The following is a 17434-nucleotide window of genomic DNA, read 5'->3' as shown; positions in this document are numbered from 1 at the left end:
GAAAAAAATGCTCGGATTGTCACCAAACAACAATTCCTTGATTTATAGCAACATGCAAAACGGCTTGCCATGCTAGGCAAGCCGTTCGCTGTCATCTCGGAAATGCCGACAATTAATGTCCGCTATGGCTGGCCGGCTTGCGCACCGTCATCTCGACGCTGCCCTTGGCCGGCAGCTTGCCCGTACCCTGGCCGCGCACGGGTTCCGGCAAGGCGCCCGTCCATTCATAGGCCACGCTGCCGGCCGGGTGCTTGTACCAGCCCGGATCGCGGTAGTCGCCGGTTTTTTGATCCTTGCGCACCTTGACCGTCGTAAACATGCCGCCCATGCCGATGGCGCCGAAGGGGCCGTCGCCCGCCATCATCGGCAAGGTATTGTCGGGAATCGGCATCTGCATCTCGCCCATGTCGGCCATGCCCCGTTCGCCCATCACCATGTAGCCGGGCACGAGCTGGTTGATCTTCGCCGCCACGCCCTGGTGGTCGACGCCGATCATGGTGGGCACGTCGTGTCCCATGGCATTCATGGTGTGGTGCGACTTGTGGCAGTGGAAAGCCCAGTCGCCGAGGTCCGTGGCAGTAAACTCGACGGCGCGCATCTGACCGACGGCAATATCGGTCGTCACTTCGGGCCAGCGCGATTCGGGGCGCGTCCAGCCGCCATCCGTGCCCGTCACTTCGAATTCATGGCCATGCATGTGGATCGGGTGGTTCGTCATGGTCAGATTGCCCACGCGCACGCGCACCTTGTCGCCCTGGCGCACGACCATGGGGTCGATGCCGGGGAAGACGCGGCTATTGAAGGTGAACAGATTGAAATCCGTCATGGTCATGATCTTCGGCGTGTAGCTGCCAGGGTCGATGTCGTAGTTGCTCAGCAAGAAGACGAAGTCGCGGTCCACCTTCATGAAATTCGGGTCTTTCGGGTGCGTCACCCAGAAACCCATCATGCCCATGGCCATCTGCGTCATTTCATCCGCGTGCGGGTGGTACATGAAGGTGCCGGGCCGCTTGGCGACGAATTCATAGACGAAGGTCTTGCCGGGAGGAATGCCCGGCTGGGTCAAGCCCGTGACGCCGTCCATGCCGTTGGGCAAGCGCTGGCCATGCCAGTGCACGCTCGTGTGTTCCGGTAACTTGTTGGTGACGAAAATGCGCACGCGGTCGCCCTCCACCACTTCGATGGTGGGACCGGGCGACTGGCCGTTGTAGCCCCATAGATTCGCCATCATGCCAGGCGCCAGTTCGCGCACGACGGGTTCGGCCACGAGGTGGAATTCCTTGACGTTGTTGTTCATGCGCCAGGGCAAGGACCAACCATTCAGGGTGACGACGGGGTTGTACGGGCGTCCGTTCGGCGGCGGTGGCGGCGCCTTCGTCTCCGCGCCAGCCATGCTGACGGCTTCCGGCAACGATGCCGCGCCCACGCGGCTCACCGCTGCCGCACTCAGGGCGACCGCGCCCGCATTCATGAAAAAGTTTCTACGTGTAATCATCATTATTCCTTGTTGGCAGGGCCGCTGCCGTTGATGGCGCCTTGCAGTTCAGTTTGCGCAATCCAGAAATCGCGCTGGGTGTCGATGGCGCCGTTGACGCTGGCAACTTGCTCGCGCGCATCGGCCAGCAGTTCGAAGACGCTGGCCAGCATGCCGTTGTAGCGCAGCAATACTTCATGCGAAATCGTCTTGCGCAGCGGCACGACTTCATCGCGGTAGTGGCGCGCCAGGTCATAGGCCGTGCGGTAGCTCGAATAAGCCTCGCGCACTTCCGAGCGGGCCCGTACGGCCGTGCCTGCCGTGCGCTGCAGCGACTGCTCGTACAAGGCTTGTGCCTTGGCATTGCGCGCCGAGCCCCAGTCGAACAGGGGCAGCTCCAGCGACACTTCGTAGCCGTTTTCACGGGGCGCCTCGCTCGTGCTCTTGTTGGTGTAGCCCACGTCGAGCACGTTGATGAAACCCGTCACCTTGGACAGGCCCAGCGCGCTGGCCGTCGCATGCGCGTCGAGTTTCGCTCTTTGCACGTCGAGGCGCTGCTCCATGGCTTGCGCCTCGATATTGCCCGCCTCGGCTGGCTTGGCCGGCAAATCGGGCAAGCGCGACGGCAAGGTGAACGTCGTCTGCTTGCCCCACAGGCCCAGCAAGCGCGTCAGGTGCTCGCGCGTGGCCGTGGCCTGGTGGCGCGCGCGGGCCAGGTCGCCGACGGCGTCCGCGTAAAACACTTGCTGGCGCGCCTGGTCGAGGCGGCTCCAGTTGCCCGCCTGCTGCAAGCGCGTGGCCAGTTCGGCGCCCGCCTCGGCCGACAGCAGCGCCCGCTGCATGAACTGTTCCGTCTGCACGGCAGCCACCGCGTTGAAGTAGGCGCGGCGCGTATCCGACGCCAGTTGCACGGCGCTGCCGGCCGCTTGCAGCTTGGCTTGCTCGAAACGGCCCCGTTCGATGTTCACGCGCATCGGCATGGTCAGCAAGCCGGCCAGGTCGAAGCTGACGCCGCGGTCGATTTCATTGCCGTGACTGCCATGCGAACGACCAAACGACAGGCCGGGATTGCGCAAGCGCCCCGCCTGCACCAGGTCCGCCTCGGACGCGCCCAGTTCGGCCAGCGCCACTTTCATGCCGTGGTTGTTCATCAGGGCGATGCGCACGGCGCTGTCCGCGTCCAGGGGCTGGGCCAGCAAGGCCGCCAGTTTTTCCTCGCCGCCCTTGTCGGCCAGCGCGTCGGGCGCGCCCGTGCGGGCGTCGGCCAGCGCGGACACGGCCTGCATGCCGCCATCGGCGCTGAAACTGGCGCAGCCGCTGAGCAGCAAGACGGCCGCCAGCGCCAGCGGCGTGAGGCAAGTTGATTTGGTGAAACGTGGCATGTCAGTGTCCTTCGTGCTGATGTTGCGGGGAGGGCTGGGCATCGGGCTTGGGGCTGGGCTTATCCATCGGCATCGTGTGGCCCTTCATGGCATGGCCTTCCATCTTGTGGCCGTCCATCTTCATCATGCCCATGTGGCCGCCGGCCTTGCCGACCTTGTCGTTGACGGCGCGCCAGGCCTGATCGGGCGTGGCGTCTTCCTCGGCGGCGGGACGGTAGCCGGCGAAGGCGGAGCGGTAAGTGGTGGCCGGCACGGAGGCTTGCGCCTCTTGCGGGGCGGGCTGTGACTGCGCTGCGGCGGCCAGCGGCAGCACAGCCAGCGCAAAGCTGAACAGGTATTTCATGGTATTCCTTGAAGAACAGGGTATGGCGCGGCGGGCGCGCGACTGGAACGCTGGCGCGGCCGGAACACGGTGCACGATACAAGCTGCAGGGACGTGCGACGGCGGCACCGCCAGGTTCAACGGGCGGTCAGGCGGAGCGCGTGCTTCTCGGAGGACGTTCGGGACCGGACGGGATATGCCCGGCGAACAGGGAATCGGGCGCCAGCGCCGGGGGCGGCGCGCGCAGGGTCAAGGCATGCAGGGGCGGCATGCCGGGCGGCGCCGCAGCGCCCACGGTGCAAGCGCCATGGTTGCTGCAATCGTGGCCATGGTGCATGGCGCCGCCATCGTCCATGGCCATTTTCATCGGCTGGTCCGCCATCCGCATGTCGGCCATGTCGGCCATACTGTGGCACTGGGGCGCTGGCAGCGCCTCGACGGCGACCGTGACCACCGCCACCAGCTCGTCCACGCAGCAGCTGCGCATGGCCGACGCAAAGCCCTGCATGGGCAGCGTGACGGCCAGCAGCCAGAGCAGCGAGCGGGCGAGAAAGCGGGAAAAGGCACGGTTCATGACACCACTATAAACCTTCCCACATGAGGAAGGTCAAGTCCCTATTCACGCTCGCCGGCCGTGCGTCAGCCAGATCACGTACACGCCGTAGTAGCCCTGCCCTTCGAAGATGACCTGGCCATCGGCAAACGACACGGTCTGCACTTGATTCACGGTGAAGTACGCGCGGCCGTCCGCCGCCTCGACATCGCCCCAGTAGCGTGCGTGCAGGGGCCGGTAGCCGCTGGCGCGCCCGATCGCGTCCATCACATCGCCGATCATGAAGTCGAGCAGCATCCCGGCCAGCAGCGGCCGGTGGCCCGCCAGCATGGCCGTGATGTCGGGATAGCCGGCATGCATCAGCTCGGGCAAGTCGCTTTCCTCGTACTGCAAATCGTCTTCGCGGCAAGTCTGGAGAAAACTGTTGAACGGCTCGTCGAGCAAGCCCGCCAGCGCCGTTTCCGGCACGCTCAGGCGGAACGGATGCAGCGGCAGCGCGCTGTGCTGGCCGTAATTGAGTCCGCGGCAGCCGAGGAAGGCCAGCGGATGGCGCCGGCCGCCGACCTCGCAGCGGATGCCGGATGCTTGCCCATCCGCCATCAGCGGCCCATCCCCGCCGCCCGCATCAACAGGCGCATCGCCCAGGCCGCCAAGCCCAGGGTCGCCACGCTGGCCAGCCAGAGGCCGGCCATCCAGGCCAGTCGTTTCCACCATGTCTGTTGTCCTTGTCCTTGCATCAGTGATACCCATCTTCCGGCAGGACTTTGCCACGAAACACATAATATGACCACACCGTATACATCAGGATCACGGGAATGATGAACAGCGCGCCCACCAGCGTAAAGCCCTGGCTTTGCGGCGGCGACGACGCTTCCCAGATCGAGACCGATGGCGGGATGATGTGCGGCCACACGCTGATGCCCAGGCCCGTATAGCCGAGGAAGACGAGCGCCAGCGTGCACAGGAACGGCGCCGCCTGCCGCCCCTGCCGCAGGGAGCGCAGCAGCAGCCAGCCCCCGCCCAGCACCAGCAGCGGCACGGGCAGGAAGCAGAACAATTGCGGCAGCGCAAACCAGCGCGCGGCGATGGCCGGGTCGACCAGCGGCGTCCAGACGCTGATGACGGCGATCACGCCCAGTAGCAGCCAGACGAGCACGCGCGTCAGACGCACGGCGCGCGCCTGCAGGCGGCCCTGCGTCTTCATGATCAGCCAGGTGCTGCCCAGCAAGGCATACGCCGCCACCAGCCCGGCACCCGTGAACAGGGAAAACGGCGTGAGCCAGTCCAGCGCGCCGCCCGCATAGCTGCGGTTGACCACCGGCATGCCCTGGATGTAGGCGCCCAGGGTCACGCCCTGGAAGAAGGCGGCCGCCACCGAGCCGGCGATGAAGGCCTTGTCCCACACGTGGCGCTCGTGCTCGCGCGCCTTGAAGCGGAATTCGAAGGCCACGCCGCGGAAGATCAGGCCCATCAGCATGAAGCTGAGCGGCAGATAGCAGGCGCTGAGCACGACGGAATACGCGAGCGGAAAGGCCGCCAGCATGCCGGCGCCGCCCAGCACCAGCCAGGTTTCATTGCCATCCCAGACGGGCGCCACCGTATTCATCATCACGTCGCGCTCGCTCTTGTCCCGGAAAAACGGATACAGGATGCCGATGCCCAGGTCGAAGCCGTCCATCACCACGTACATCATGATGCTGAACAGGATAATAATGGCCCACAGTAGTGGCAGATCAATGCCCATGCGAATGTCCTCCTTGCGCTTGCTCTTCCAGATGCGCGGCCGACATCGGCCGTGCAGGCGTGCGTTCCTGGCCGGGGCCGCCATGCTCGACGCTCTCCCCCTCGTGCGGCTGCGGCCCCACCCGGATCAGGCGCAGCAGGTAGCCGATGCCCGTGCCGAACACGGCAAAATAGATGACGATGAACAACAGCAAAGTGATGCCCAGCTGCGTGGCGCCGTGGGCCGAGACGGCATCCTCCGTGCGCAGCAAGCCGTACACGGTCCACGGCTGGCGGCCGATTTCCGTCGTGTACCAGCCGGCCAGCATGGCCACCAGTCCGCTCGGTCCCATCCACAGGGCGCAGCGCAGGAACAGGCGCGAGCGCCACAAGGTATTGCGCCAGCGCAACCATGCGCTCCAGATGCCCAGCGCGATCATCAGCATGCCCAGCCCCGCCATCAGGCGGAACGACCAGAATACGACGGCGGAAGGGGGCCGGTCACGCGGCGCAAATTCCTTCAGGGCGGGAATCGTGCCATTCCAGTCGTGCGCGAGGATCAGGCCGCCCAAGCGGGGAATTTCCACCTTGTACAGGGTTTCTTCGCGCGCCATGTCGGGCCAGCCGAACAGGATCAGCGGCGTGCCTTCGTTGCCCGTGTTTTCCCAGTGGCCTTCCATGGCGGCCAACTTGGCCGGCTGGTGCTCGAGGGTATTCAAGCCGTGCACGTCGCCGATGACGGCCTGGATGGGCGCGACGACCAGCAGCATGGACAAGCCCATGGTCATCATCTTGCGGATGGCCACATTGTCATTGCCGCGTAGCAAATGCCAGGCAGCCGACGCCACCACCAGCAAGGCCGTGGCGAGGAAGGCGGCCACGCTCATGTGCAGCAACCGGTACGGGAACGAGGGATTGAAGATGACAGCCAGCCAGTCCACGGGCACGACGCGCCCGTCGATGATTTCATGGCCTTGCGGCGTCTGCATCCAGCTGTTCGAGGCGATGATCCACGTGGCGGAAATCAGGGTGCCCAGCGCCACCATGGCCGTGGCGAACATATGCAGGCCGGGCCCCACGCGGTGCCAGCCGAACAGCATCACGCCGAGGAAGCCCGCTTCCAGGAAGAAGGCCGTCAGCACTTCATAGGCCAGCAGCGGCCCCGTGATGCTGCCCGCGTAATCGGAAAAGAAACTCCAGTTGGTGCCGAACTGGTAAGCCATGACGAGGCCGGAAACGACGCCCATGCCGAAGTTGACGGCGAAAATCTTCGACCAGAAATGGTACAGGTCGCGGTACACGGCGTCCTGCGTGCGCAGCCACGCCGCTTCCAGCACCGTCAGGTAACTGGCCAGGCCGATCGTGATTGCAGGAAAAATGATGTGGAACGAGATGGTGAAGCCGAACTGGACGCGCGCCAGTTCCAGTGCCGTAAGCCCTAACATGTGTTGCCTTCCCGACGTGTGACGTCTGTTTTACCCAGGCCTCCACTCTAGGCTTTCCGGGTAAAACATAACAGACTCAGAAACGGGAGAAAACATAGGATCAGTTTGACGTTTGCCGAATGACAAGATCGAACCGGTCCAACGGAAAACCGCGTCAGGCGGGCTCCGTGATGCCCACGCAATTGCGGCCGTTTTCCTTGGCCACGTACAGGGCTGCATCGGCGGCGCGCAGCACGGCGTCCGTGCTGCCCGCTTCCTGTTCCGACGACACGACGCCCAGCGATATCGTGACCAGGCCCGCGCCGGGAATCACGGCGGCGGCCACCTTGGCGCGCAAGCGCTCGGCCACCTGCATGGCCACGTCGAGGTCGGCATCGGGCAGCAGCATGATGAATTCATCGCCGCCATTGCGGCACAGCACGTCGGCATCGCGCGAACAGGCGCGCATCAGCTGCGCCAGGCGCAGGATGACTTCGTCGCCCACGGCATGGCCCCAGCGGTCGTTGACTTGCTTGAAATGGTCGATGTCGATGGCGATGACGGAAAACGGCCGCGCCTGCGCCTGCCACCCTTCCAGCGCCGCCGCCATGCCGCGCCGGTTCGACAGGCCCGTCAGCGGGTCCGTCTGCACGTCGGTCTTCAACTTGCCGATCTTGTTCTGCAACAATGCCAAGCCTTTCAGCAGGGCTTTCTTGATTTGCGCCGCCTCCACATACCACGAGCGGATGGCGGCGATGTGCTCGGCCGTTCCGGGCGCATCCATGCGCCGCGCGCCTTCGGCCAGCTGCACCAGGGGGCGCGAAATCAGGCTGGCCAGCCACCAGATGAATGGCAGGCTCAGCAAGGCGATCGGCAGCGAGTGCCATACCGTATTGGCCATCAGCTGGTTCAGCGGGGCCAGGGTCATGGCCGTCGGGCGCTGCGCCACGATGCCCCAGCCCGTCGACGGCATGATGGCGTAGCCGGCCAGCATGTCCACGCCCAGGCTGTTGTTCATGCGCCGGTTGCCGCCGCCCTGCTGGGCGATGATGGCGTCGATGACGTCATTGCTGCCGGCCACGTCGCCCAGGCGGTCGGGGTCCGGGTGGTACAGCAGGCGCCGGTTCTGGTCGACCACGTACAGGTAGGAACCGTCGCGGTAGTAATGCTGGCCCAGCATGGTGTACAGGATGTTTTTCTGTTTCAGGTAAATGCTGCCGCCCACGTAGCCCAGGTAGCGGCCATCCTTGCCCAGGATGGGATGCGAGATGAACACGACCAGATTGCCGACCGACGACACGTACGGCTGCGTCACCAGCGGGCGCCGCTCGCGCAGCGCCTGGATGGCGCCGGCCGAATCGAGCGTGCGGTTTTTCAGGGCCAGGGTTTCCGGCGACACGCCCAGCACCTTGCCCTGGGCATCGACGATGAGCACGGAATTGAAACTGTTCGTTTGCAGGCGCAGGCGTTGCGCCTCGTCCGTCAGCCATTGCTCGTCGCCCATGCGCGAGGGCAGGCTGCCGGCGCTGTAGGCCAGTTGCTGGCGCGCCGATTGCAGGAAATCCTCGGCCGTGCTGGCCAGCTTGCTGGCGTAGGCGTGGTTCGCTTCCAGGGTGGTATCGATCAGCAGCTGGCGCTGCACGCTGTAGCTGGCGTAGAAGGTATTGGCCAGGGACACCAGGGCGCTGGTAAAGGCCACGAGCACGATCAAGCGGCGCAAATTCATGCGCAGAACAGGTTTAGTCCACATGGGGTCGACAAGAAATGGGATGGTCGGGAAAGTATTGCGCTAAAGAAAGGGCGCATTATACCGAGACACCCGTGCCAATATTGAAATCTTGGCATCAATGGTCAAAGAATGTGTACAAGCGGCAACGCCGAGCGTTGCCGCCTTGACATGCATCAAGCGTGGATGGCGTGTTTGCGGACCCAGTCCACGTAGCGCTGCATCCAGCCCTGGAAGAAACCCAGGCTGGCCGGACCGATGCCGCCATGCTCGTCGAACAAGCCTTCCTTGGCCTGGATAAACATTTCTGGCTGCCCCAGCAGCGGCACGTCCAGGTAGGCGAGCACATTGCGCAAATGCTGCTGCGCCAGGGCCGTGCCCGTGGCGCCGACGGAAACGCCGAGCACGGCGCCCGGCTTGCCGCCCCACACGCTCTGGCCGTACGGGCGCGAGCCCTGGTCGAGGGCGTTTTTCAGCACGCCGGGAATCGAGCGGTTGTATTCGGGGGTGAGAAACAGCAAGGCTTGCGATGCGGAAATTTCCGATTTCAGGCGCAGCACTTGCTCGGACTGCGCGCCATCGTCATCCTGGTCGTACAGCGGCAAGTCGCCGATCTCGATGTGCTTGAAGGAAAACTCGGGCGGCGCCAGCTTGATGATGGCGTCGGCCAGCTTGCGGTTGAAGGAATCCTTGCGCAGGCTGCCGACGATGATAGCAACGTTATATTGACTCATATATATCCCCGATGATGGTGAAAAAATAGCCCTGGAGTGAACTTCACTGCAGGACTATCTTGCCACACAATCATGGGGTTTGCGCTGCTTAGCGTGCGCCGCCAGCCAAGCCCTGGTACTCGCGGTAATAGCGCCCACCCAGGTTCGTCAGCACCTCGTAGCCGATGGTATTGGCCATGGCCGCCACGGCGTCGACCGGGTGTTCGGCGCAGATCAGGTCGACCAGGCTGCCCGGCGCGACGCGGTCGCCGGCGATGGCGCTCACGTCGAGGGTGATGGAATCCATCGAGATGGCGCCGATCTGCGGCACTTTCACGCCGTCGACGATGGCCAGGCCCTGATTGCTCATGCTGCGCAGCCAGCCATCGGCGTAGCCGACGGACACCGTCGCCACCTGGCGCGGCTCGCTGGCCGTGTAGCGGCGGCTGTAGCCCACGTGGTCGCCGGCGGCGATCGTGCGCGTCTGCAAGACCTTGCCTTGCAGGCGCACGACCGAGCGCAGGGGATTCGGTTCGCCGCCCTGCGGTCCGATGCCGTACAGGGCAGCGCCCGGGCGCACCAGGTCGAAGTGATAATCGGGCGACAAAAAGATGCCCGAGGAATTGGCCAGGCTGGCGCGGTACTGCGGCAAACGGGCGCGGATGGCGATGAAACGGGCCAGCTGCTCGCCATTCATGGGGTTGCTCCGCTCGTCGGCGCACGCCAGGTGGCTCATCAGGTAACGCACCTTGATGCCGTCAAGAAAGTGCGGGTCCAGCAGCCAGGCGTCGATTTCCTGCGGCGACAAGCCCATGCGCGACATGCCCGTATCGACCTGCACGATGGCGTCCAGGGTGCTGCCCAGCGCTTTTGCATGCGCGCGCCAGCCCGCCACCTGCGGCTCGCTGTTGAGCACGGGCGTCAAGCCATGGGCCGTGAATTCGCCTTCCGTGCCGACGGGCGGGCCGTGCAGCACGAAGATGGACGCGTCCGGCGCCACGTGCGGGCGCAGGCTGATGCCCTCTTCCAGGTGCGCCACGAAAAAGTGGCGGCAACCTTCCTCATACAGGGCCGCGCCCACTTGCGCGGCGCCCAGGCCATACGCGTCGGATTTGACGACGGCCGAACAGGCGGCCGGGTGCGCCTTGTCGCGCAGCAAGCGGTAGTTGGCGCGCACGGCATCGAGGTCCACCGTCAGGATGGCGCCGCTACGCTCTTTCGGAGGCATGCTGGCCCCCATCTCAGGCCACCGCGTGTTGCAGTTTGCCATTGCCCTGCGCGCCGCTGTAGCGGCTGACGGACAGGTCGTCGGCCAGGATGGCCGGCTTTTTCGACGACATCAGGTCGGCCAGCAATTGCGCCGAACCGCAGGACATGGTCCAGCCCAGGGTGCCGTGGCCCGTGTTCAGGAACAGGTTGCGCAGCGGCGTGCGGCCGACGATCGGCGTGCCGTCCGGCGTCATCGGGCGCAAGCCCGTCCAGAAGGTAGCCTCGGCCGTGTTGCCGCCGCCGGGGAACAGATCGTTGACGACCATTTCCAGGGTTTCGCGGCGGCGCGGGTTCAGATTCAGGTTGTAGCCGGCGATTTCCGCCATGCCGCCCACGCGGATGCGGTCGTCGAAACGCGTGACGGCGATCTTGTAGGTTTCATCGAGGATGGTCGACACGGGCGCCTTGGCCGCGTTGACGATAGGCACGGTGATCGAATAGCCCTTCAATGGATACACGGGAATGTCCAGCAGCGGCTTCATGAAGCCCGTCGAGTAGGAGCCGAGCGCCACGACATAGGAATCGGCCTTGACGATTTCCGCGCCGCATTGCACGCCAGCAATTTCGTCGCCCTGGGTCAGCAAGGCATCGATGGACACGCCATAACGGAACTTCACGCCCAGCGCCTCGGCCATCTCGGACAGGCGGGTGGTAAACAGCTGGCAATCGCCCGTTTCATCGTTGGGCAGGCGCAAGCCGCCGAACAGTTTATCCTTGACCGCTTCCAGGGCCGGCTCGGCGCGCGACAGTTCGTTGCGCTGCAGCACTTCATACGGCACGCCCGCGTCTTTCAATACTTCGATATCCTTGGCGGCGTCGTTGTATTGTTTTTCGGTGCGGAACAATTGCATCGTGCCTTGCTGGCGGCCTTCATACGTGATGCCGGCCTCGGCGCGCAGCACCTTGAAGCAGTCGCGGCTGTATTCGGCCAGGCGCACCATGCGCTCCTTGTTCACGGCATACGCTTCCGGTGTGCAATTACGCAACATCTGCCACATCCATTTGAGCTGGGCGGCGCTGCCGTCGAGCGAGATGGCCAGGGGCGCGTGGCGCTGCATCATCCACTTCACGGCCTTCAGGGGAATGCCGGGCGCAGCCCATGGCGAAGCGTAGCCGGGCGAGATTTGCCCCGCATTCGCGAAGCTGGTTTCCAGTGCCGGGCCCGGCTGGCGGTCGATGACGGTCACCTCATGTCCTGCCTTGGCCAGATAGTAAGCACTGGTGACGCCGATGACGCCGCTACCCAGAATCACAATACGCATAGTTTCCTCATTATATTTTTTTAGGCTGACGCCAGATTAACCGCTATCATATTGGGAAAGAGCCAGTATTTGTTCACGTATAAATCGAGATATTCAGCAATAAATCATGAGAATCCTTAAAGAATCGGCACGTGGCCTCGACAAGCTGGATCGCCACATCCTGCGCATCCTGCAACAGGATGGCCGCATCTCGATGAAAGACTTGGGCGAACAGGTGGGATTGTCCATTACGCCCTGCATCGAACGGGTCAAGCGCATGGAGCGCGACGGCGTCATCACGGGCTACCACGCCAAGGTGAACCCGGCCGCGCTGGGCGCCAAGCTGCTCGTCTTTGTAGAGATTACGCTGAATCAAAAATCCGCGTCCGCCTTCGAGCAATTCCGCCGCGAAGTGCTGCAGATTCCCGAAGTACAGGAATGCCACCTGGTGTCGGGCGACTTCGATTACCTGATCAAGGCGCGCATCCATGAAATGGCCGAGTACCGCAAGCTGCTGGGCGACATGCTGCTGCAGTTGCCGGGCGCCGCGCAATCGAAGAGCTATGTGGTGATGGAAGAAATCAAGGAAACCCTGGCGCTGTCGACCGACGTGCTGCAAAATCGCTGAAGGTACCGCCTGCCGGTACCGACAGCATCAAATTTTGCACCTTTGTATAATCTTGTAGCACATTCGCGGCGACACAAGCACACTCCCTCCTGACATCACGCCCGTCCCCTCTGAGATTGGAAGCAGTGATGCACACTGGGAGTCCATATGAACACATTGATAAAACTGGCAGCTTCCTGCCTCGCGGGCCTGGCCGTGGCCATGTGCACCGCCAGTGAATACAAGGTCAACCGCGCGCCGGACAATGGCGCCATCTATCAAAACATCAAGGTCGGCAAGACCACCCGCCTCGACCTCGACGCGGCCCTGGGCAACGCCACCGTCGTCAGCTTCGATCCCGGCTATGAAGTCTGGGTCTACAAGAACCAGCTGAAAACGCCCAGCGTGACGCGGCTGATCCCCCTGCTGGGCGAAAAAGGCACGCGCGAAGTGGCCGTCATGTTCGACCAGGCCGGCATCGTCAAGAAATTCCGCATCCACGAGCCGCGCAGGTAGGCGCAGGCCGCGCACGTGTGCGACAGCGTAAGGCAGCCGCCAGCCAGATGGCTATACTGGCTGTTGGCTCCCGCCGCCCACCGCCCACCTACCCTGCAAGGAGTTTCCATGCGCCTGCCCCTGATCGCTCCGAAAGACCTGACGACCGAACAAAAGCCGCTGTACGACGATATGCGCAAAGGCATCACCAGCAATTTCAACGATTTCATCGCCGTGCGCGAAGATGGCGCCCTGATGGGGCCGTGGAATCCATGGCTGCACGAACCGGCCATCGGCAAGGCGATCTGGAACCTGACCCTGGCCATGACGGCCAACGCCACGCTGCCCGACAAGGTGCGCCAGATTGCCATCCTGGTGGTCGGCGCGCGCTACAACGCCGCCTATGAAATCTACGCCCACATCGCCGTCGCGGAACGCGAAGGCATGCCTGCCGAGCGCCTCGCCACGCTGGTAGCGGACGTCAAGCCGCTCGACCTGGACAAGCAGGAAAGCGTGGCCTACGACCTGGCCTACGCGCTCAGCCGTGGCGGCACGCTGCCGGAGCCGCTGTACCGCCTGGCGCTGGCCACCTTCGGCCAGCATGGCATCAACGAGCTGATCTACCTCGTGGGCCTGTACGCACTGGTATCGACGACGCTGAACGGCTTTAACGTGCCGGTGCCGGAACGCGACTGAAGGGCCTGGCCCGCGCCGCGCCTTATGCCGCCCGGGCCGTCGCCGCGCTGGCCGTCCGCTGCGACCGGTGCGCCACCGCGCAAGCCAGCACGCCCGCCAGCAGCAGCGCCGTCGCCGCAAATTCCGCCGCAGTGGGCCAGCGCTGCTCCCACGCATAGCCGTACAACAGGGCAAACAGGAATTCAAAGACGATCATCTGCCCCATCAAGGTCAGCGGCAGCACGCGGCTGGCGTAATTCCACAAGCCGTTACCGACGACTGAACACAGCAGCGCCACACCCGTGACGAGGCCGGCGAACTGCAGCCATGCCGTGCCGCCATGCGCGGCCGGTGCCGCAAGCGCGACGGGAATCGCCAGCAGCAATGCGGCGGCGCCCGTCACCACGCCCGTCAACAGATTCCACTCCTGCGCCGACACCGCGCGCAAGCGCCCCAGCCAGCGGCTGTTGCCGACGGCATACACCGTCCACGACAGCAGCGCCGCCAGCGCGCACAACAGTCCCAGCAGCGATGCATGGCCGGGATGCGCGAGCGACTGCCAGCTGATGCACAACAAGCCGGCACCGCTGAGCAGCAACGAAGGGAGCAGCTTGCGCAGCGGCACGGCATCGTGGTCGCGGCTGCCAACCACGGTGACGACCAGCGGCAGCAGGCCGATCACCATCGACGTCATGGCCACCCCGCCCATCTGCACGGCGCTGGCCAGCAGCACGTAATAGATGATGTTGCCGGTCAGGCTGAGCCAGATCAAGCCCCGCCATTCGCGCCAACCCAGGCTGCGCAGCAGGCGCCGCCACGACGGCGCGACCAGAACGGCCGCGATCAGGCCGTAGGCCAGGTAGCGACCCACCGACAATTCCAGCGGCTGGAACGCGGGCAGCAGCGCCGGCGCCAGGAACACCAGGCCCCACAGCGCGCCCGCAGCGATACCGGCCAGCATGCCCAGGCGTGTCTTATTCTTTTGCAACATATTCAATCTCCCGAAAAGGAGATTGTGGCCGCTGCGGCGCGCCCGTTCTTGGCGCCATCTACTGCGTTTTTGACCGGTTCTCGCGACGTTGGCGCCGGTAAGCGGCTGGCGTGGCGTCGATGCTGTCGCGCATGGCCCGCGTCAGCGCGCTCTGCTCGGAAAATCCGACCGCCAGCGCGATCTCGGCAATGCTGGCGTCGCTGGCGGTGAGCAAGTCGCAGGCCCGCCCTATCCGCTGCTGCTGTAGCCAGGCATGCGGACTGGTATCCATTTCTTCGCGGAACAGTGCATGCAGGCGGCTGACGCTGAGGTTGGCAAAGCGCGCCATCGATGCCGTCGACCAGGGCAAGCCAGGCTCGGCCTGCACGCGCGCCAGCAGCGCGGCCAGCCGCGAGCGGACCTGCGGCGCGGTCTGCAGCAAGGTGTCCAGCAGCAGCGGTGTCCAGCCCTGGATGACGGCCGGCGTCAGCGCCTGCTGCCCCGCCATGATGCCCAGGTATTCGATCAGCTTGCGGGCACCCGGCCCCAGCGCCGCATACGGCCGCTCCAGCAGGCGGCCCCAGCTGCCCTGCTCCACGGCCGCCGCATCCACGTCGAGAATGATCGAGTGGTTGGCCACCCGGCTATGCTGGGCGTGCCAGGTATTGGCCGGGATCACCACGCCCTGCTGCGCATCTACCTTGCCCTGCTTGCCGTCGATATCCAGCAGCAACTGGCCGTGCAGGGGCAGCACCAGCTGCACGAAGTCATGCCGGTTCGGCGCGCCGATTTCCGCGTAGCTACGAAAGCTGAGGTCGATGGCAGGATGGGGGGTGCTGGACATGGGGCCGGCCTGGGCGAAGAAGCAATTATTTTATCAGCATGGCGATTATCAGCACGGCAATGCTCCAGGCCTGGCGTGCCGCCACACGCTCCGACGGTGCGCGCCAGTAGCGCCCGCTTGCTCTACACTGACGTTTTTTCCTCTGCCACTTCCATGCTACTACCTGCACAACTCGCCCACATCTCGGTGGAACAAGACTGGCAACACAGCGCACCCTACCCGCCGCTCGGCTTCAATCCCTTCTTCGAAGGCGCGCTGGGCAATGGCGACACGTTCGGCCTGTACTGGCCCATCGGCCGCGAAGCGTCCGAACCCATCGTCGTCGAAACGTGGCATGACGAATGGCGCATCCAGCCGCACTTTTCCAGCCTGGCCGCTTTCCTGCGCGCCCACGCGGCAGCCGGCGATGCTGAAGACGAAGACGAAGTAGGCTACGTGGCGCCGCCCACCTTGGCCGACGACCCCGCCTCGCCGCGCGCCGCCTTCCTGGCGGCCAAGGAGCATATCGCCCAGCGCAACCCGGACGTGGCCATCGCGCTGCTGGAAGCGGCGCTGGCCCTCCTGCCCGAATATACGGATGCGCTGGCGCTGCTGCACGGCCAGTATGTGCGCGCGGGAAGAATCGACGACGCCGTAAAGGTGGCGATCCAGGCCATCATCTCGCCCCCCTCGTTCGGCGGCCCGCCCTTGAAAGCCTTGCAATGGCTGCGCACGCAGCCGGTGCCGCAGAATGAACGAGACCCCATCTGGCGCGCCTGCGGACAGCTGTCGTTCAACTTTGGCGGCAGCAAGGACAATGCGGATTACCCCGTGCTGCTGGCCGCCATCGATGCCTACCTGGCGCAGGGCAAGCATGTTTGCGCCGCGACCCTGATGCAAACCTATGCCGAACTGATGAGCGCGGAAACCGTCTCCTTCCAGGAGCGCCATGCCTTCGAGCCGGCCGCCTTCCTTGCGCGGCAAATCGCCGTCAGCGCACTGCTGCCCCAAGGCAGCCGGGACCCGGCGCTGCTCTGGTCAAGCGACCTGGCCTAGCTGCTGCCGGAACAGCTTGCGGTACGCCGAAGGCGACGTCTGCAGGTTCGCCCGAAAGTGCTGGCGCAAGGACAGGGCCGTGCCGAAGCCGGCCTCCTGCGCCACGACGTCGATCGACGCCCCGCTCTTTTCCAGCAAGCCTTGCGCATGCGCAAGACGCTGGTTCAGCAGCCACTGCTTGAACGACGTGCCCGTCGCCTGGCGGAAATGGCGCGTAAAGTTGCGCCGGCTCATGGCGGCCCGTTCGGCCAGCGCATCGATGCTGTGGGGTATGCCCAGATTGGCCGTCACGCAAGCCAGCACCTCGGCGAAGCGCCCTTCGCTGCCGGACACGGGCAGCGGGCGCTCGATGAATTGCGCCTGCCCGCCCTGGCGGTGCGGCGCCACCAGCAGCCGGCGCGCCACCCGGTTGGCCACCTCGGCGCCCGCCAGCTGGCGCAGCAGATACAGGCAGCAATCGAGGCCTGCCGCCACGCCGGCCGACGTCAGCACGCCGCCATAGTCCACGTACAGCACTTCCCGGTCCACTCTGACTCTGGGATAGCGGGCCGCCAGCCGCTCCGCCATGCCCCAGTGCGTGGCCGCATTCTTGCCATCCAACAAGCCCGCCTGCGCCAGGGGAAACGCACCCAGGCACAGCCCCACCATGCGCGCGCCGCGCCGGCTGGCCGCCTGCAGCGCCGCAACCAGGGGCGGCGTTGCATCGCGGCAATCGTCGTGCCAGGCCGGCATGATGACAATATCGGCGCCGTCCAGCCCTTCCAGACCGAACTCGGGCGTGATGCCGAAGCCGGCCGCCGTGCGCAAGGGCGCGGGATCGGCGGCGCACACGCGCACGTGGAAAGGCGGCAGGTCGGCCTCGTCCGTCTGGGCGCCAAACACGAGGCAAGGCACGGACAAGTGGAATGGCGTCATGCCGTCGAAGGCAATCACGGCAATGGTCAGGGGAGTGGAAGAGAGAATAGGCATGGCCCGATTTTAT

At 64.7% G+C, this 17434-nt stretch carries 19 protein-coding genes; 4 read left to right on the top strand and 15 right to left on the bottom strand.

Translation table 11 applies throughout. The features are described from left to right. Window positions 1-112: 112 nt before the first annotated feature. The 12 genes from NCG91_RS00565 to NCG91_RS00510 all read right to left on the bottom strand — a co-directional run bounded on the left by NCG91_RS00565 (window position 113) and on the right by NCG91_RS00510 (window position 11847). Window positions 113-1495 carry a multicopper oxidase family protein gene (locus NCG91_RS00565; RefSeq protein WP_251348147.1) on the bottom strand — a complete coding sequence of 461 codons (1383 nt, stop codon included), beginning with the start codon at window positions 1493-1495 and terminating at the stop codon, window positions 113-115. Between the two features lie 2 nt (window positions 1496-1497). After that, window positions 1498-2856 (bottom strand): TolC family protein, encoded by a 1359-nt coding sequence (locus NCG91_RS00560; protein ID WP_251348146.1) that lies wholly within the window; start codon window positions 2854-2856, stop codon window positions 1498-1500. Between the two features lies 1 nt (window position 2857). Further along, window positions 2858-3199 carry a hypothetical protein gene (locus NCG91_RS00555; protein ID WP_251348145.1) on the bottom strand — a complete coding sequence of 114 codons (342 nt, stop codon included), beginning with the start codon at window positions 3197-3199 and terminating at the stop codon, window positions 2858-2860. Window positions 3200-3326: 127 nt separating this feature from the next. Further along, the gene (locus tag NCG91_RS00550) at window positions 3327-3752 is read right to left on the bottom strand and encodes a hypothetical protein (protein ID WP_251348144.1); all 426 of its coding nucleotides are present in this window, start codon (window positions 3750-3752) and stop codon (window positions 3327-3329) included. A 45-nt stretch (window positions 3753-3797) separates the two neighbouring features. Further along, window positions 3798-4331 (bottom strand): hypothetical protein, encoded by a 534-nt coding sequence (locus NCG91_RS00545; RefSeq protein ID WP_251348143.1) that lies wholly within the window; start codon window positions 4329-4331, stop codon window positions 3798-3800. Continuing rightward, entirely contained in the window at window positions 4331-4423 is a 93-nt protein-coding gene (locus tag NCG91_RS00540) for a DUF2474 family protein (RefSeq protein WP_354004572.1), read from the bottom strand. The genes NCG91_RS00545 and NCG91_RS00540 overlap by 1 nt, the downstream gene beginning before the upstream one ends. A 44-nt stretch (window positions 4424-4467) precedes the next feature. Continuing rightward, window positions 4468-5475, bottom strand: a complete 1008-nt coding sequence (gene cydB, locus NCG91_RS00535; RefSeq protein ID WP_251348141.1) for a cytochrome d ubiquinol oxidase subunit II — start codon at window positions 5473-5475, stop codon at window positions 4468-4470. After that, on the bottom strand, window positions 5465-6898 hold the full coding sequence (locus tag NCG91_RS00530; protein ID WP_251348140.1) for a cytochrome ubiquinol oxidase subunit I: 1434 nt from the start codon (window positions 6896-6898) through the stop codon (window positions 5465-5467). Before NCG91_RS00530 ends, cydB begins: the two co-directional genes overlap by 11 nt. Before the next feature lie 154 nt (window positions 6899-7052). Further along, window positions 7053-8603, bottom strand: a complete 1551-nt coding sequence (locus NCG91_RS00525; protein ID WP_251348139.1) for a sensor domain-containing diguanylate cyclase — start codon at window positions 8601-8603, stop codon at window positions 7053-7055. A 176-nt stretch (window positions 8604-8779) separates the two neighbouring features. Beyond that, window positions 8780-9337 carry an NADPH-dependent FMN reductase gene (locus NCG91_RS00520; protein ID WP_099667341.1) on the bottom strand — a complete coding sequence of 186 codons (558 nt, stop codon included), beginning with the start codon at window positions 9335-9337 and terminating at the stop codon, window positions 8780-8782. An 88-nt stretch (window positions 9338-9425) separates the two neighbouring features. After that, a complete protein-coding gene (alr, locus tag NCG91_RS00515) occupies window positions 9426-10544 on the bottom strand; it encodes an alanine racemase (RefSeq protein ID WP_251348138.1) in 1119 nt (372 codons plus the stop codon). A gap of 13 nt (window positions 10545-10557) precedes the next feature. Then, a complete protein-coding gene (locus NCG91_RS00510) occupies window positions 10558-11847 on the bottom strand; it encodes a D-amino acid dehydrogenase (protein ID WP_099667339.1) in 1290 nt (429 codons plus the stop codon). Between the two features lie 106 nt (window positions 11848-11953). Between NCG91_RS00510 and NCG91_RS00505 the strand changes: the two genes are divergently transcribed. The 3 genes from NCG91_RS00505 (at window position 11954) to NCG91_RS00495 (ending at window position 13624) form a co-directional block, all read left to right on the top strand. Next, on the top strand, window positions 11954-12454 hold the full coding sequence (locus NCG91_RS00505; RefSeq protein WP_070222192.1) for an Lrp/AsnC ligand binding domain-containing protein: 501 nt from the start codon (window positions 11954-11956) through the stop codon (window positions 12452-12454). A 147-nt stretch (window positions 12455-12601) separates the two neighbouring features. Continuing rightward, entirely contained in the window at window positions 12602-12949 is a 348-nt protein-coding gene (locus NCG91_RS00500) for a hypothetical protein (RefSeq protein WP_099667338.1), read from the top strand. Between the two features lie 108 nt (window positions 12950-13057). Next, window positions 13058-13624, top strand: coding sequence for a carboxymuconolactone decarboxylase family protein (locus tag NCG91_RS00495; protein WP_099667337.1), 567 nt, complete (start codon window positions 13058-13060; stop codon window positions 13622-13624). 22 nt (window positions 13625-13646) lie between these two features. On the opposite strand, the gene NCG91_RS00490 is transcribed toward NCG91_RS00495, so the two are convergent. Together NCG91_RS00490 and NCG91_RS00485 are read right to left on the bottom strand one after the other, a co-directional pair. Next, on the bottom strand, window positions 13647-14594 hold the full coding sequence (locus tag NCG91_RS00490) for a DMT family transporter (protein WP_251348137.1): 948 nt from the start codon (window positions 14592-14594) through the stop codon (window positions 13647-13649). Window positions 14595-14652: 58 nt separating this feature from the next. After that, complete coding sequence (locus NCG91_RS00485; protein WP_251348136.1) at window positions 14653-15417, bottom strand: AraC family transcriptional regulator; 765 nt, start codon at window positions 15415-15417, stop codon at window positions 14653-14655. 153 nt (window positions 15418-15570) lie between these two features. Here NCG91_RS00485 and NCG91_RS00480 point away from each other — a divergent pair, with 153 nt between their 5' ends. Beyond that, on the top strand, window positions 15571-16452 hold the full coding sequence (locus NCG91_RS00480) for a tetratricopeptide repeat protein (RefSeq protein WP_251348135.1): 882 nt from the start codon (window positions 15571-15573) through the stop codon (window positions 16450-16452). Here the strand turns inward: NCG91_RS00480 and NCG91_RS00475 are convergent. Beyond that, the gene (locus tag NCG91_RS00475) at window positions 16435-17397 is read right to left on the bottom strand and encodes a GlxA family transcriptional regulator (protein ID WP_435526472.1); all 963 of its coding nucleotides are present in this window, start codon (window positions 17395-17397) and stop codon (window positions 16435-16437) included. The genes NCG91_RS00480 and NCG91_RS00475 overlap by 18 nt on opposite strands. Window positions 17398-17434 lie beyond the last annotated feature (37 nt).

This window comes from Janthinobacterium kumbetense (genome assembly GCF_023703445.1).
In the GTDB taxonomy this organism is placed as follows: Bacteria; Pseudomonadota; Gammaproteobacteria; order Burkholderiales; family Burkholderiaceae_D; genus Janthinobacterium; species Janthinobacterium kumbetense.
This window is presented reverse-complemented; position numbering and strand designations above follow the sequence as displayed.